16 protein-coding genes and 2 pseudogenes are annotated in these 13,507 nt (G+C 63.4%); 11 read left to right on the forward strand and 7 right to left on the reverse strand.

Annotated elements, in window-relative coordinates; translation table 11 throughout:
- Positions 1–107: 107 nt before the first annotated feature.
- Positions 108–440: an SDR family NAD(P)-dependent oxidoreductase gene (locus RI03_RS25155; RefSeq protein ID WP_081504288.1), complete on the reverse strand. Its 333-nt coding sequence runs from the start codon at positions 438–440 to the stop codon at positions 108–110.
- 113 nt (positions 441–553) lie between these two features.
- Between RI03_RS25155 and RI03_RS19350 the strand changes: the two genes are divergently transcribed.
- On the forward strand, positions 554–1,486 hold the full coding sequence (locus RI03_RS19350) for a LysR family transcriptional regulator (protein WP_274517570.1): 933 nt from the start codon (positions 554–556) through the stop codon (positions 1,484–1,486).
- A gap of 143 nt (positions 1,487–1,629) precedes the next feature.
- On the opposite strand, the pseudogene RI03_RS23015 reads toward RI03_RS19350, so the two are convergent.
- A pseudogene (locus RI03_RS23015) lies at positions 1,630–2,692 on the reverse strand (IS630 family transposase).
- Between the two features lie 294 nt (positions 2,693–2,986).
- Here RI03_RS23015 and RI03_RS24865 point away from each other — a divergent pair.
- Positions 2,987–3,400 (forward strand): annotated as a pseudogene (locus RI03_RS24865) (ester cyclase).
- On the opposite strand, the gene RI03_RS19370 reads toward RI03_RS24865, so the two are convergent.
- Both RI03_RS19370 and RI03_RS19375 read right to left on the reverse strand, forming a co-directional pair.
- Entirely contained in the window at positions 3,387–3,848 is a 462-nt protein-coding gene (locus RI03_RS19370) for a MarR family winged helix-turn-helix transcriptional regulator (RefSeq protein ID WP_010219329.1), read from the reverse strand. The pseudogene RI03_RS24865 and the gene RI03_RS19370 overlap by 14 nt on opposite strands.
- A gap of 96 nt (positions 3,849–3,944) precedes the next feature.
- Positions 3,945–4,730, reverse strand: coding sequence for a winged helix-turn-helix domain-containing protein (locus RI03_RS19375; RefSeq protein WP_010219331.1), 786 nt, complete (start codon positions 4,728–4,730; stop codon positions 3,945–3,947).
- Positions 4,731–4,844: 114 nt separating this feature from the next.
- Here RI03_RS19375 and RI03_RS24870 point away from each other — a divergent pair, with 114 nt between their 5' ends.
- The 3 genes from RI03_RS24870 to RI03_RS22390 are packed head-to-tail and all read left to right on the forward strand — an operon-like array spanning position 4,845 to position 6,925.
- Positions 4,845–5,141 (forward strand): hypothetical protein, encoded by a 297-nt coding sequence (locus tag RI03_RS24870; RefSeq protein WP_238542462.1) that lies wholly within the window; start codon positions 4,845–4,847, stop codon positions 5,139–5,141.
- A gap of 12 nt (positions 5,142–5,153) precedes the next feature.
- Entirely contained in the window at positions 5,154–5,615 is a 462-nt protein-coding gene (locus tag RI03_RS24875; protein ID WP_238542463.1) for a hypothetical protein, read from the forward strand.
- Entirely contained in the window at positions 5,612–6,925 is a 1,314-nt protein-coding gene (locus tag RI03_RS22390) for a family 16 glycoside hydrolase (protein ID WP_010219333.1), read from the forward strand. Before RI03_RS24875 ends, RI03_RS22390 begins: the two co-directional genes overlap by 4 nt.
- Here RI03_RS22390 and RI03_RS23020 read toward each other — a convergent pair.
- A complete protein-coding gene (locus RI03_RS23020; RefSeq protein WP_238542464.1) occupies positions 6,832–7,938 on the reverse strand; it encodes an alpha/beta fold hydrolase in 1,107 nt (368 codons plus the stop codon). The genes RI03_RS22390 and RI03_RS23020 overlap by 94 nt on opposite strands.
- A gap of 65 nt (positions 7,939–8,003) precedes the next feature.
- Entirely contained in the window at positions 8,004–8,630 is a 627-nt protein-coding gene (locus tag RI03_RS19395; RefSeq protein WP_010219335.1) for a TetR/AcrR family transcriptional regulator, read from the reverse strand.
- A gap of 107 nt (positions 8,631–8,737) precedes the next feature.
- Between RI03_RS19395 and RI03_RS19400 the strand changes: the two genes are divergently transcribed.
- The gene (locus RI03_RS19400; RefSeq protein WP_051007308.1) at positions 8,738–9,691 is read left to right on the forward strand and encodes an alpha/beta hydrolase fold domain-containing protein; all 954 of its coding nucleotides are present in this window, start codon (positions 8,738–8,740) and stop codon (positions 9,689–9,691) included.
- Positions 9,692–10,536: 845 nt separating this feature from the next.
- On the opposite strand, the gene RI03_RS19410 is transcribed toward RI03_RS19400, so the two are convergent.
- Positions 10,537–10,914: a winged helix-turn-helix transcriptional regulator gene (locus RI03_RS19410; protein WP_010219338.1), complete on the reverse strand. Its 378-nt coding sequence runs from the start codon at positions 10,912–10,914 to the stop codon at positions 10,537–10,539.
- A 90-nt stretch (positions 10,915–11,004) separates the two neighbouring features.
- Here RI03_RS19410 and RI03_RS25160 point away from each other — a divergent pair, with 90 nt between their 5' ends.
- The 5 genes from RI03_RS25160 to RI03_RS19430 form a co-directional block, all read left to right on the forward strand.
- A complete protein-coding gene (locus RI03_RS25160) occupies positions 11,005–11,274 on the forward strand; it encodes an NAD(P)H-dependent oxidoreductase (protein WP_010219339.1) in 270 nt (89 codons plus the stop codon).
- Positions 11,265–11,615, forward strand: coding sequence for an FMN-dependent NADH-azoreductase (locus RI03_RS25165; RefSeq protein WP_274517569.1), 351 nt, complete (start codon positions 11,265–11,267; stop codon positions 11,613–11,615). The genes RI03_RS25160 and RI03_RS25165 overlap by 10 nt, the downstream gene beginning before the upstream one ends.
- Positions 11,616–12,096: 481 nt before the next feature.
- A complete protein-coding gene (locus RI03_RS19420) occupies positions 12,097–12,651 on the forward strand; it encodes a fasciclin domain-containing protein (RefSeq protein WP_051007309.1) in 555 nt (184 codons plus the stop codon).
- An 84-nt stretch (positions 12,652–12,735) separates the two neighbouring features.
- Positions 12,736–13,242, forward strand: coding sequence for a phosphate-starvation-inducible protein PsiE (locus RI03_RS19425; RefSeq protein ID WP_010219342.1), 507 nt, complete (start codon positions 12,736–12,738; stop codon positions 13,240–13,242).
- Positions 13,243–13,248: 6 nt separating this feature from the next.
- A partial coding sequence (locus RI03_RS19430; protein WP_026046891.1) for a helix-turn-helix domain-containing protein occupies positions 13,249–13,507 on the forward strand: 259 nt, incomplete at its 3' end.

The raw sequence follows: 13,507 nt of genomic DNA on the forward strand, positions 1-13,507 counted from the left end.
ATGACCACGATCAACAACCGCTCTGCCGCCTACCCGATCGACCAATCTTCCTCGAACGTTTGTCGCCCCGCGCGTTCATCAGCGAGTCGATCGCCGTAGATGACCTGCTAGCGATGCCTGAGGCGACGCCTGGGCGCCATCTTCCCCGAACGCGCTACCTGGCGTTTCCTGTACATTGCCGAAGCAGGCTCTGCGATCGGGAGGCCCGGCGATCCTGCCGCACTGCCCGCCGCCGTTGCGAGATCGGCGGAAAAGCCAGTGATGTCGGCAGCAGGGAGAAGGTCGCGAAGCTCCCTCAGTGCGGCAGCGACGCGTTCCTCGCCGCGACCGTTGATGATGACGGCCGCGCCGGCGCGTGCCAGCCCTTCGGCAATGGCCCTGCCGATGCCAGCCGTGGAGCCAGTCACGACGGCCTTCTTGCCTTTGAGATCGATATACATGGTGCACTCCTCTTTTCTCATGCCGAGATAGAGGGCAGCTGAACTCTAGATAATAAGCCGGAATTCCATATGGTTCATTCTAAAGGGGAATAGATCTGGACCGCTTTCACGAACTGAGCACCTTTATTGCAGTTGCAGACACCGGAGGCTTCTCCGCCGCGGCCCGGCGCACCGGCGAGCGTCAGCCCGCTGTCAGCAAGGCCATCGCGGCACTCGAAAAGCGCCTCGGATTGGCGTTGTTCCATCGCAGCACGCGCAGCGTGACGCTCACGGATCAGGGCCGGCTTTATCTCGAGCGGACCAGGCTGATGGTAGAGGAGCTGGACGATGCCGACAACGAGATGATGAACAGCGCGCTCCGGGTCAGGGGACCGGTCAGGATCAGCGTGGCCTCGACGTTTGGGCGCTTGCACGTCCTGCCGCTCATCCCGGAGCTGTTGACGCTTTACCCAGGCCTCGACGTCGATCTGGTGCTGTCGGACATCGTTGGGGACATGATTGAGGATCGCGTGGACCTAACGATCCGGATTGGTCGTGTTGAAGAACTCGATGCAGTCGTTCGACGCGTGACGACCATACCTCTGGTGTGCGTCGGTTCTCGCCGCTATTTTCGGGAGCACGGCACGCCGCAAACGCCCGCCGATCTCGTCGATCACAATTGCCTGATCTACGGCGGCTTTCGTGAGGCGGCGAATTGGCCCTTCGTCGGTCGCGACGGTCCTTTCAGCATCGCCGTTCGCGGTAATCTGTCTTCCAATAGCATCGAAACCATCCCGGCGGGGGTGCTGGCCGGTATTGGAATCGGACTCTTCACTGCGGCGTCACTCGCTGGTGAACTCTCGGATCCGGACATTATGACCGTGCTAGACGCGTTCGTGCGAAACGTCAGTGACGTAAGTCTTGTGGCCGAAGCGTCGGTTTGTGCCAGCGCGCGTCCGTTATACGACCGAGTTCTTCGCCCAGGCTCTTGCAACGCGCCTTGCGAGCAACGGCCAGGTCCACCCAAGCTGACCGTTCGGACGGTTGTTCGATCCAGGGCTGCCTGACGCACGTGGCTCGACCATCGCGTATCTAAATCGGAGGTTTGCGCTGATCGAACAGGTGTTCGCCGGTAGACGCGTTGCGCGCGATGATCGCGTCCGATCCATATGATGCGCGTTAGTGCGCGGGTAATACCAAGACTCTCTGATCAGGACCGATGGGCCCACGACCGCAGTCCGATGGACATGATGCGCCACGGCTGATCGGTGAGGCGGTTCCAGGCGAAGCAGCAATGGTCGAGGATGTCGTCGTAGGATTTGAAGATGCGGTTCGACAGCCAGTTGTCGCGCATGAACTGCCAGACGTTTTCGACCGGGTTGAGCTCGGGGCATTTTGCCGGCAGCGGCAGCAGCGTGATGTTGGCCGGGACGATCAGCCCCGCCGAGAGATGCCAGCCTGCCTGGTCAAGTATCAGCACGGCATGGGCGCCGGGCGTCACGGCGGCGGATATCTCGGCGAGGTGCAGCGTCATCCCTTCGGTATTGCAGCGCGGGAGCACCAGGGCCGCTCCCTTGCCCTCGGCTGGGGCAGGATGGCGCCGTAGATGTAGGCCGAGGTGGTACGTTGGTCCTTCGGCGCTGACGGACGTGTCCCGCGCTTGGCCCAGCGCCGGGTGATGCCGTTCTTCTGGCCGACCCGCGCCTCATCCTGCCACCACAGTTCTATAGGTGTACCGCCAGGGAGCGCTGCCCGGATCGCTGCCACTTGGGCGGGGAAGCCTTTTTAAAAACGTCGATGGCGTCAGCCGCCTGCGCATGATGCCTCGGTCGTGCCGTCAGCTTCCTGTAGCCCATGGCGCGCAGGTCGCGGCTCAGCGTCTGCTTGCTGACCGACACACCATATTCGTCGAACAGCCACTGGATCAAATCGACGATCCGCCAGCGCACCACGCCATGCGACGCCGGGACCGGGCCCTGTTCGATGATCTCGGCAAGCGCCCGCTTATGCTCTGGGCCAAGCACTGGACGGGGACCGGGGGCTTTGCCGTCGAGCAAGCCGTCGGGCCCGCTGGTATTGAAGCGCAGCACCCAGTCTCGAACCGTCTGCAAACCAACGCCGCCGACCTGTGCCGCCGCGTGCCGCGCACCACCATCGTAAATCACCGCCAGCGCCAGCAGCCGCCGGACCTGATTGGCGTCACCGCTCAAACGCGCCAACCTTCGAAGACCAGACCCGTCGAAATCGTCCCTTAGCCCAACCGCTGATGCCACCGCCAACCTCCCACCGTTTGCGATGTTGAATCAGATCATGACCGACTTGGGAATCCCCGGCGCTGAGTCAGGCTCCGAGGGACTTGGTATAAGTGGCATCATTCGCAATCTCTACGAATGGTCACGGCAATTCGGAGCGCGTCCCGGCCTCGCTCTGTATAGCGCCGCAGGATCGGCTTCATATCTCGAACGATCGGTGGCTCGCGAGCCCTCTCGCTATCACGTCGCGAGCGCAACTATTGAACAATACAGCTATACTGTATAAATTCGCGCTTCTGGTTGAGGGATAGCGTTATGTCGTCAGAGTCGATCAAAGCCGTCGTTCGTCGGTTTAACGAGGAGGTGATCGTGCAGGGCTGGCGCGCATCGTTCGAGGTGCTGATCGATCCGGGGTTCGTGAACCACTCCGCCCCGGCTGGCGCGCCGGATGGGCCGGAAAGCATGTGGACCACCTTCGAGACCGTGCTGCGCCCGGCTTTCGCAGACTTGAACGTCACGATCCACGATCAGGTCGTGTAGGGCGACAAGGTCACAACGCGCAAGACGATCACCGGCACGCAGAGCGGCGCGCTGATGGGGATCGCAGCCACGGGCCGGCGGGTCGCGATCGAGGTGATCGATATCGTGCGTGTCACCGATGGCCGCTACGTGGAGCATTTGGGCGTCAACACGTTGCCGGCCGTACTGGCGCAGCTCAGGGCAGCTTGACGCCGGTCGCCGCGCCAATGCGATCGAGTAGCCCGATCGCGTCGCGCAGAACCTCCCGCTCTTCGGCCGAGAGCGTTGCCCGGATCGCCTCCGCGATCCGCGATGCGCGGGCAGTGCGCTCGCTTGCCAGCGCCCCTTGACCGGCATTCGAGATCGAGAACAGCCGACTGCGACCGTCGGCCGGATCGGGCGCGCCGCAAACTAAGGCGCTTTTCTCCAGCTGGGCGACGATTAGGCGCATCGTCTGGTGCTTGACGCCGCGCGCATCGGCCAGGCTTGCCACGTTCATCGCGCCGTCGCGACCGAGCAGGCCGAGTGTTTCGGCCTGCGCCGACTTTCCGGTGTCGCGCGCATGGCGGATCGCCCGCACGAACGTGCCGATGGCGCGGCGCAATTCCTCGGCAAGCGCCGCCGTGTCGGCGTCGGATGTCGGGTTGGGGCGATCCATCGGCTGTCGTATCCTCCCATCTTCGGCGCCCACCCGCTTGCGCCCCGCAGAGCCTGGGCATTCTTGCCTCGCCTGTCTCCCGTGCCGGACGCGGCGCTACCGACTGGGCGCGTCGGCCTTGAACGTCTTCAGCTCCGCGACCGTCGCCGATGCGAGGCCATTCGGCGGCGCGACGGCCATCCTCGCCCAGGTCACATGGCCAGCGTCGTCCACCGCCTCCAGTGACAGTGTCGTGAGGCCGTTCCACAGGATGAGGCGCGAGTGGAGCCGCAGCGTGCGCTGACGCCCGGTCGAGGCGGGGGACGCCTCGGTGGCTACCACGTCCGCGCCCATCGCCGCGAGCCGGTCGGTGACCAGCGCCTGCAGCGCGGTCGCGAGTGGCTGATACCGCGCTTGTCCGGTGTCATTGGCTGTGGGGGTGACAATGACGGCCACACGGTCGGCGTCTGATCGGCTGCGGGCAATGAGAAAGACCGAGGCAAGCAGCCCGAACAGCATCAGGGCAATCGCCAGCTTTCGCGATCGGCTTGGTCGGACCGGGGCAATGGGAATCAGCTCTGCGACTTGCGGCAGATGCTCGCTCAGCCGGTAGCCGCGCTTGGGTAGTGTCGCGATGAAGCGCGGCGCAGCGGCGTCGTCGCCGAGTGCGCGCCTTAGATCGGCGATCACCACGGCGACGCTGTTGGCGCTGACCGACCGCCCCTCCCAGACTTGCGCCAGGATTGCCTCGCGCGACACCGGGCACCCGCGGTCCCGGCACAAAAGCTCGAGCGTGCGCGCCGCGCGATGCTCCAGCGGCACCTCGGTTTCGCCCGCCAACAAGCGTCCGCCATCCGCATCGAAGGTCCAAGGACCGATCTGCCACTCCGTCCGCGCCACCATGCCGGTGCCTTAGCATCCGGCGGCGGGCAACTGGAACAGACTTTCTTTATGTCTTCTTGATGCGCTCAAGTGCCCAAGCCTGCGCCATGGCGGCTCCAGCAAAGGAGCTTTCTCATGTCATTTCGCGCCCTATCGACCATCCTCGCGGCTACGCTGACCGTGGCCGCCGCCGCACCGCCCAACGCAGCGATGGGGCGCGCCGCGATCGACCGGGCCCTCGCCAATCCGGCGCGCGCGAAGGATCGCCAGCAGGATGCACGGCGCCATCCGGCCGAACTCGTCGCGCTGGCGCATCCCGCCCGCGGGCAGCGCGTGCTCGATCTGATTCCCGGCGGCGGCTATTGGACTCGCATCTTCAGCGGCATCGTCGGTCCGACCGGCCATGTCTATGCGGTGTGGCCCACCGCCTAAGGCAAGCTGGCGATGAGCGACGTCGCCTCGCTGCGGCAAACCGCCGCGTCACCGGCCTATCGCAACGTCACCGTCGAGGTGCAGCCCGCCGCGCTGCCGACCGCGCCGGTGCCGCTCGATGTGGTCTGGACGTCGCAGAACTATCACGATTACGCCGACCCGTTCATGGGTAAGCCAGGACCGGAGGCGCTGGCGCGCGATGCCTTCCGCCTCCTGCGGCCGGGCGGTTATTTCATCGTCATCGACCTTCGCAGCGCGCCGGGCCGCGGTATGGCGGACACCGACACGCTTCATCGCATCGATCCGGCGGTCGTACGGCGCCAGGCTGAGGCGGCGGGGTTTGTCTTCGCCGGCGAAAGCAAGGTGCTCGCCGACGCGTCCGACCCACTTACCATCAAAGTCTTTGACCCACGCGTCCGCGGGCGAACCAGCCAGTTCGCCTTCGCGTTCCGCAAGCCTGGTGCCGGCCGATGATCGACCGCAGCAACTTCGGCCTGGTGCTCTGCATCGCGCCAAGCCTTCTCTCGGCGGATATGCTCAGCGCGGCTTCGCCGGCCGCGTCGCCGGTCAGGCTTGCGATGGCCGCGTCTGGCTGGGAAACCAGGGGTAATGCCAAGTTCGTTGTCGATGCCGCCCATCCCGATGGCATCCTCGATCTCGCTCACGCCTCCGCCACGTCTAAAGGCCTGACCTTCATCGACGGGACGATCGACTTCGACGTCAAGCTCACGGGGTCGGGCATCCTGGGCGTCAAGTTCCGCGACATGGGGCACCGAGCGGCCGAGGTGTTCTACATGCGGCCACAGCCCAACTGCGCCACCTCGGACGATTGCATCCAGTACATGCCGTTCGAGAACGGCGCCTATGAGTGGGATGAGTATCCCGAATATCAAGCGAAGGCGCCGCTTAACCCGACCGGCTGGAATCACGTCCGCCTCGTCGTGTCGGGACTACGGATGAACGTGTTCGTGAACGGCGCAACCACGCCCACGCTCGCGGTCGGGCGGTTGGCAGGCGACGCGCGCGCCGGCGCGATCAGTCTGTCTGGCCCGGCGCGCTATGCCAATGTGACGGTGCGGAGCGGCGTGACCGATGGCCTGTCGCCGACGCCAGAGTCCGATCCGACCGCGACGGATCCGCGCTACATTCGCACGTGGCGCACTGCCGGCCCGGTCACGCTGGCCAGCAAACAGGATCCGGAGCTCAAGGTACCGACCGGCGTCGACCCAGATTATCACGCTATGCCGTCAGCACGGGCCACATGGACCGTTACGAAGGCGCAGGACAAGGGCATTGTCGACATGAGCCGGGCGCTCGGCTCGTCGGGCGACGGCGCGGTGATCTCGCTAGGCTGGGCGAAGACGATCATTGTGTCGGACCGAGACCAGATGCGGCGCGTCTCGTTCGGATGGTTGCGCGAGGCGTGGGTTTACGTCAACGGCAGCCGAGTCTTCGCGGGACGCAACCTCTACGGCACTCCGACCAGCCGCGGAAACGACGGCCGCCTGAGGCTCGACGACGGCGCGTTCGACCTTCCGCTGAAGAAGGGGCGCAACGAGGTGGTGGTCGCGCTGGACGACAATTTCTCCGGTGGCCAGCATTTCGGCTGGGGATTCGCGATGCGGCTGGGCAGCATCGCCGGCGTGCATTTGCAGGGGGGGGCGGCTGATGGCGCGGCGACGCCGGCCAACTACCGGCCGCGTCGGTTCCGCGCCGTCCGGGCCTCGGCGATCACCCGCATCGTGGCGGCGATCACCGCGTCGGGCTTCATCAGCTGGATGTAATGCATCGACCCGCCGACGATGATGTTCTCGCCTCTCGACGACAAGGCGGCAAGGCGATCGTGCGCCTTGGTCCAGAGCGCGACCTGCATCCTCTTCATCTCCGCCGTCGTCGACGCAGGCGCCACGCTGGCGGGAAAGTCGGGCGTGTCCGCCGCCGTCAGGACGATCAGCGGCAGGTCACCGTAGCGCCGGCGCGGGTCGATCACCTGCTCCGCGTTACCGAACTCCGCTGTGGTGAACGACCATTGCGTCGTGAAGCGGCCCGGGTCGGTGGCGAGCCGAGCCAATCGCTGATGCAATTCGGCCGGGTAGGTGGGATCGGCCCCGACGCAATCGGACCAGACTGCGCTGCCCGGCTTGATCGATCCGCTCCGCACGCCATCGGCGCAGGCCAGCAGATCGCGCGAATTCTGGATGTTGATCGACGACTGGAGCTTGAACACGCCAGGATAGTCCCGGGCCAGCCTACGGAACTGGTCGGGGAAGGCGGGATCGACGAGCACAATGCCGGCGACGTTCCGCCGGTTACGATCGGTAAAGCGCAGTGTCTCGTACGCGCCCATCGAATGCCCGACGAGAACATAGGGGCCGCGGATGTCGGCCGCCGACAGCGCCGCTTCCAAATCGGCTTCGGTATGGGCGAGGTCCTGGACGTCGGAACTCGGGCTCGAAAACCCGAAGCCGGGCCGATCCCAGGCGCAGACGCGGGTGGTCGTGGCAATCGCGGGCTGCACCTTGCGCCATGCTACCGACCAGTCGCCGGCCCCTGCGGTCAAAACGACAGTGGGAAATCCAGTGCCTATGCACACCCATCCGATCGACCGGGCACCGGACAGTTTCGCCGGCACGGTCGGGCGGGAGTAGGCATCGTACTCGTGGTCCGGACCAGGTGCCGCTGCCAACGCTGCGGACCCGGCCATCAACGAGAGCCCGATCCACCGCCCGACCGCGCGCCCCACGCGGCGGACATTACCGAGGAGCGGAAAAGCAGAACGTCCTTGTCCGGGCAGCATAGTCAGCCTCTATCAATGGTGTGTCTGCCGCAGCAACGCCCACCGCACGGTGCGTTAGGCAAAACCTATCTGGCTGGTTTGTCGAAGCGCTCGCGCGTGACCAAAACGGGCCTGAAAGCATGATCGACAAGCTCATCGCCATAGACCTCCGTGATCGGGGCATTGCGCAGCAATAGCCGGAAGTAGAGTGGGCCGATGATTGTATCGACCACCAGAGCGGCGTCGGTCTCGCGCGCGAACTCTCCAGCGTCTATTCCCCGTTCGATCTCCGCAATGGTGTCGAGCCGCGATGGCAGCATGTGCCGCGTATAAAGTTCGTCAAGCACAGTGGGATCGGCCTGCCCCTCGGCGATAAGGCCGGCTAGCACCTTGCCGAACAGGCCGTTGAACTCGCGAACAAGGCGACGCACGCGTTGCCGCACAACGTCCTGGGCCGTACCCGATTCGACGGGTTCGCGCATCGCGTAAAGCCGCTCCCGGAACATCGCGAGCATCAAGGCTGCCCGAGACGGCCACCATTTGTAGAGCGTAGGTTTGCCCACGCCGGCCTTTTTCGCGACCATCTCCATCGTGAGATCGCGCGCAGGCCTTTCCTGGAGCAGTTCGTACACCGCATCCATAACCCGCGCATGCGCGCCGGCCGCCTCGGCGGGAGGACGCCCCGGCTTTCGTCGTTCGGTAGCTTCGATCATTCGCAATATTTAACGGAACGGCTCGTAAAGTCTATTGTTCTTAAAATTAGTTTACGCCACGTTTCGAAAACATGAGGCGTGTTGCCTCGATTCGAACGGAGACCGTTATGATCGACGCCGATGCCGCTCAGGTGCTAACGAGCGAGGGGTGGGTAAGGAGCCGTCCCGTCACCCCAAAAGACGGCTCTGCTATGGCTGGGTTGCGGGCGCTGGTGGAGCCTAACAAGGGACAGATGCGCGGACCGTCCGCGCGACCGGCATTTGACGGAATCATGCTGCGCGTGCCTGCTCCGGAAGGCGTGAGCTTCGAGGCCGGAGTCGTGGGTGGGATCGCGGGGTGGTGGTGTTGGGTTGCTGACACCACGCCGGGCAGGGCAATCCTTCATCTGCACGGCGGCTGGTACAATTGGGGCACCGCGCACGCCTTTCGGCATCTGGTCGGGCACATCGCCGTTCGCGCCGGCGCGGACGCCTTTATCCCCGATTATCGCTTGGCGCCCGAGCACCCTTTCCCGGCGGCGCCCCACGACGTACAGGCCTGCTATCGCGGTCTGGCCGACATGGGGCACCGTGTCGCCGTCGTCGGGGACTCTGCCGGCGGCGGCCTCGCGCTGGGGCTGTTGCCCGTCCTCGCCGCTCAGGCCAAGGCGCCGGTCGGCGCGGTGGCGCTGTCACCCGTCACCGACCTGACCCTCGCCGGCGCGAGCTGGGCGAGCCGGGCGGCGGCCGATCCGTATTTTACAAAGGATCAGGTCAAGACGTTGGTCGATGCGTACCTTGCCGGGCACGATCCCTCCGATCCGCTGGCGTCGCCGCTCTACGCGGAGCTGAGCGGGCTGCCGCCGATCCGCCTTCATGTCGGCGACGACGAGGTGCTGCTGGATGACTCGCGCGTCTATGTGGATCGCGCCGTAGCGGCCGGCGTGGATGCAACACTCGATGTCTGGAACGGCATGCCGCACGGTTTCCTGTCGGGCGTAGGCCGGGTCGCGGCAGCGGATCATGCGCTCGCAGCGATCGGCGCGTTTCTGTCCGAGCGGTTCGAGAAAGGCGGCAGTTGATCACTGGCGGTCAGAACACGAGATGCGGGCTTCGCGTGGCCCACATCCGAATGCGCTTAGGCCTCGCGGGTTCGGGAGGACGTCCACACCCGCGCAGCTTGGTGCGGTAGGAGTATCATGCTGCCTCCTCCTCCCTTCGACAGCCCGCGTCGCCTTGAACGCCAAGCCCGGGGACCGCTGCCATCGACGAGTCAATATTCGCTGCACACGGACCCTGACCGACGGGCGCCAGGTGGTGACCGTCGAGCCGCCAGCCGGACTCACGATCAGCGTCAGTGCTATGAACTTGGGGGGTAGCTATGCTCGGTCGGGGCTGGGCATCATCGCTGCCTTCCGAAATTGGCTTGAGTATGATTTCGAGGCCGGTCCGCTCAGGCCGATCCTGCCAGGCTGGTGGCGTGAACTGGCGGGGCCGCGCCTTTGTTACTTCAGCCGCTTCGCGCCCGCCCCTCTACGCGCGCTCATCAGAAATGATCGGGGAAGCAAAGTCTTGAGCGCTGGGCGTCAGCAAGGGCAAACGACCGACTAAAATTCGTCTGCTTTCACTTGTCGACATCTAAATTACGCGGATCTGATAACGGCGAGGGTTGCTCGCCCCGGACGGAATTTCCGAAGCCTTGAACGTCCGGTCTTCCCGAAAGCCGACGATAAAGTTTCAACCTGCGAATGACGGCTTCGTCCCAAACCAAGTCGTCTCAACCCGCGCTCCCGCGACATGAATCAACGGCCGAAGTTGGGAACGCGGAAAGGGCCCGCGATCGTCCGCCATTGGGTCTGAGCCGACGCCAGCGATAATTCGCTTAACGCCGGTCGTACCTCATGGTCGATCGGCTTGGCAACGGTAGCTATGAAATGCTCCTAGACTTGTCGAAAGTCGACCGGCTTCCTTCGATTTCGGCGATATGAGCGCCAGCCCAATCTCCAAGCGCGCGGATTGGACCCGCCAATGAGCCGCCGAGAACAGTGAGGGCGTACTCTACTTGAGGCGGGACAGTCGGGTGGACTGTACGTGTGACCATGCCATCGCGCTCAAGAGCGCGCAGAGTACGGGCGAGCATCTGTTGGCTGATGCCACCAATCGTCCGTTTGATGTCGTTGAAGCGCCGCGGTCGCTCAATGAGCGTCAGCACGATCATCACCGTCCATTTGTCGCCAATTAGGCCCAGGACGCCGCTGAATCGGCTACATTCGATATGGATCGGATCGGGAACGGTCAGCTCCATATGACTAGGTCCTGCGAAAATGCCTCCTTGGCGGAGGGTGTGAGGTCACATAGCTAGTGCAAGTCACATTTCCAGACTGGAGCTTGCCATATGAAAATCCTGCACATCGATGCCAGCGCGAGCGATGCCGCGACTTCTCACACCCGCCGGCTTTCCCGCGAGCTGGTTGAGCGACTTAAAGCGGCCAGTCCCGGCGCGACCATTGTGTACCGCGATCTCGTCGCCAATCAGCTTCCCCACGTCGACATGACGATCCGGCAGGCCTGGACACCCGAGCACAGCGACGCTTCTGAACTGGCCGAGACCCTGAACCGCTCCAAGGCATTGGTCGACGAACTCAGGCGGCTGACGTGGTGGTGATCGGATCACCTATGTATAATTTTACCGTGCCCTCGACTTTGAAGGCATGGATCGACCACGTTGCCATCGCCGGCCAAACCTTCAGCTACACGGCCGAGGGGCCGCGTGGCTTGCTGAGCGGCAAAGCGTATCTCGTCCTGTCGTCGGGTGGAATATATTCACAGGGGCCGTTCGCCGCGAATGACCACCTCTCAACTTATCTTGAGGCGATCTTTGGCTTCCTCGGCATAGAGAAAATTGAAATCGTTCGTGCAGAGGGCATCGCCTACGGAGCGGAGCAGGACCAAGCTGCGATGGCGAGCGCCGCCGAGAAGATCGAGGCGATCGCCGCTGCTGCCTAACGGCTTTGACAAGGTACCTAAGCCAGCCACGGATGGCGGTCCGCGGCTGGCTTTGGACCTCGTCCCTGGCCGCTACGCGGGCGTCGGCGACACATATCGAAGCATCGGATGAGTAGCGAACGCTGCTTTGAGATGGACGGGCGTCCGCTTCTGGGACGCGACCGAGAAACGCTCGATGACCGTATGTGGGACCTTCCGCCGCGAACATGCTAGACCCCATTTGCTTCGTGTCGCGTAATCTTGTTTTCTCCTAAATGCCCGACAGCGGCCCGGGGGCGCAGCGCACGCTCGATAGATCGGACCCGTCCTTTAGACCGTATTGCCTGACGAACGCCTAGCGCCGAGAAAACATGGGGACTGATGACGGGCGATTGTGTGCATCGAAAAAGCACTTTGATTAACCCTTCACATCCGTCTTTTAGGATTCCGAACGCTTGTCGGTGGCAGGCAGACGGGAGTGTATGATGCTAGGAGAGCCAATATGACATCACGGATCGCGCGCACATTGGGCGTTTGCCTCGCACTGTCTGTTGCGGTGCCGGTTATTGCGGTCGCGGCTAACCCGAAGGTTGGCGGCGCCGCCATGTATGCCAGCAAAACCATCGTCCAGAATGCCTCCGCCGCCAGCAACCTTAAGACGCTTGTCGCCGCTGTGAAGGCTGCAGACCTTGTCGAGACACTGTCCGGTCCCGGCCCGTTCACAGTGTTCGCACCGACGAATGCGGCCTTTTCGAAGCTGCCCGCCGGTACTGTGACGACGCTTTTGAAGCCGGAGAACAAGGCGCAGCTTGCAAGTATTTTGACCTATCACGTCGTGCCAGGAAAGATCACCGCGAAGGCCGCGCTGGCCGCGATCAAGGCCGGCGGTGGCAAGGCGACGCTGACCACCGTGCAGGGTGAGGCGCTCACGGCGCGCGTCACGAATGGCAAGATCGTGCTGACCGACGCCAAGGGCGGCAAGTCGACCGTAACGACGGCAGACGTGATGCAGTCGAACGGTGTGGTCCACGTGGTGGACACGGTGCTCATGCCGTGACGCATTTCGTGGTGCCGGCTTACCCGGCGCCACATACTCTCCGCCACCGGAAGCAATCACAACTAGAGATGCATAAGGCCTTGCATGAAGTCTTTCGGCGAAAATCGGGCAGACACGTCGGAGGAGGATATCGTCGCCGATCGGTCCTTCAAGCCAGCGGTGGGCGAAACTGAGCACACCGTCGCGTCGATCGGCTTTCATGTCGTCGAACGCATTTTACTCCTGCTCGTGGCACTAATGACAATCTGTGGTGCGGCGACCGAGATCTATCAGATCTACCAAACCCGCTCGATCAATCTTGCTGATATCCTTCTAATGTTTCTGTATACTGAAGTGATAGGCATGGTAAATGTGTTCTATACGGGCAAAGGTGCAACTTTTATTTATCCGATATTTATCGCGATCACGGCGCTAGCGCGGCTCATCGTGCTTCAAAGCAAAGATATGGCGCCGGAAAATATCGTGTTCGAGGCAAGCGCAATCTTGCTGCTTGCCGTGGCGGCTATGGCGATGACGCGTCTTAGTCGATTTATACCAAGTCCCTCGGAGCCTGACTCAGCGCCGGGGATTCCCAAGTCGGTCATGATCTGATTCAACATCGCAAACGGTGGGAGGTTGGCGGTGGCATCAGCGGTTGGGCTAAGGGACGATTTCGACGGGTCTGGTCTTCGAAGGTTGGCGCGTTTGAGCGGTGACGCCAATCAGGTCCGGCGGCTGCTGGCGCTGGCGGTGATTTACGATGGTGGTGCGCGGCACGCGGCGGCACAGGTCGGCGGCGTTGGTTTGCAGACGGTTCGAGACTGGGTGCTGCGCTTCAATACCAGCGGGCCCGACGGCTTGCTCGACGGCAAAGCCC

This window comes from Sphingomonas sp. PAMC 26621, from assembly GCF_000251145.1.
In the GTDB taxonomy this organism is placed as follows: Bacteria; Pseudomonadota; Alphaproteobacteria; order Sphingomonadales; family Sphingomonadaceae; genus Sphingomonas.

Coding starts and splice junctions, on each gene's coding strand:
- RI03_RS23020 (WP_238542464.1), bottom strand. CDS start 7,938: ATGCTGCCCGGACAAGGACGTTCTGCTTTTCCGCTCCTCGGTAATGTC.
- RI03_RS24870 (WP_238542462.1), top strand. CDS start 4,845: ATGTCATTTCGCGCCCTATCGACCATCCTCGCGGCTACGCTGACCGTG.
- RI03_RS25155 (WP_081504288.1), bottom strand. CDS start 440: ATGTATATCGATCTCAAAGGCAAGAAGGCCGTCGTGACTGGCTCCACG.
- RI03_RS25160 (WP_010219339.1), top strand. CDS start 11,005: ATGAAAATCCTGCACATCGATGCCAGCGCGAGCGATGCCGCGACTTCT.
- RI03_RS19375 (WP_010219331.1), bottom strand. CDS start 4,730: ATGGTGGCGCGGACGGAGTGGCAGATCGGTCCTTGGACCTTCGATGCG.
- RI03_RS19395 (WP_010219335.1), bottom strand. CDS start 8,630: ATGATCGAAGCTACCGAACGACGAAAGCCGGGGCGTCCTCCCGCCGAG.
- RI03_RS19400 (WP_051007308.1), top strand. CDS start 8,738: ATGATCGACGCCGATGCCGCTCAGGTGCTAACGAGCGAGGGGTGGGTA.
- RI03_RS22390 (WP_010219333.1), top strand. CDS start 5,612: ATGATCGACCGCAGCAACTTCGGCCTGGTGCTCTGCATCGCGCCAAGC.
- RI03_RS19370 (WP_010219329.1), bottom strand. CDS start 3,848: ATGGATCGCCCCAACCCGACATCCGACGCCGACACGGCGGCGCTTGCC.
- RI03_RS19410 (WP_010219338.1), bottom strand. CDS start 10,914: ATGGAGCTGACCGTTCCCGATCCGATCCATATCGAATGTAGCCGATTC.
- RI03_RS19420 (WP_051007309.1), top strand. CDS start 12,097: ATGACATCACGGATCGCGCGCACATTGGGCGTTTGCCTCGCACTGTCT.
- RI03_RS19425 (WP_010219342.1), top strand. CDS start 12,736: ATGAAGTCTTTCGGCGAAAATCGGGCAGACACGTCGGAGGAGGATATC.
- RI03_RS24875 (WP_238542463.1), top strand. CDS start 5,154: ATGAGCGACGTCGCCTCGCTGCGGCAAACCGCCGCGTCACCGGCCTAT.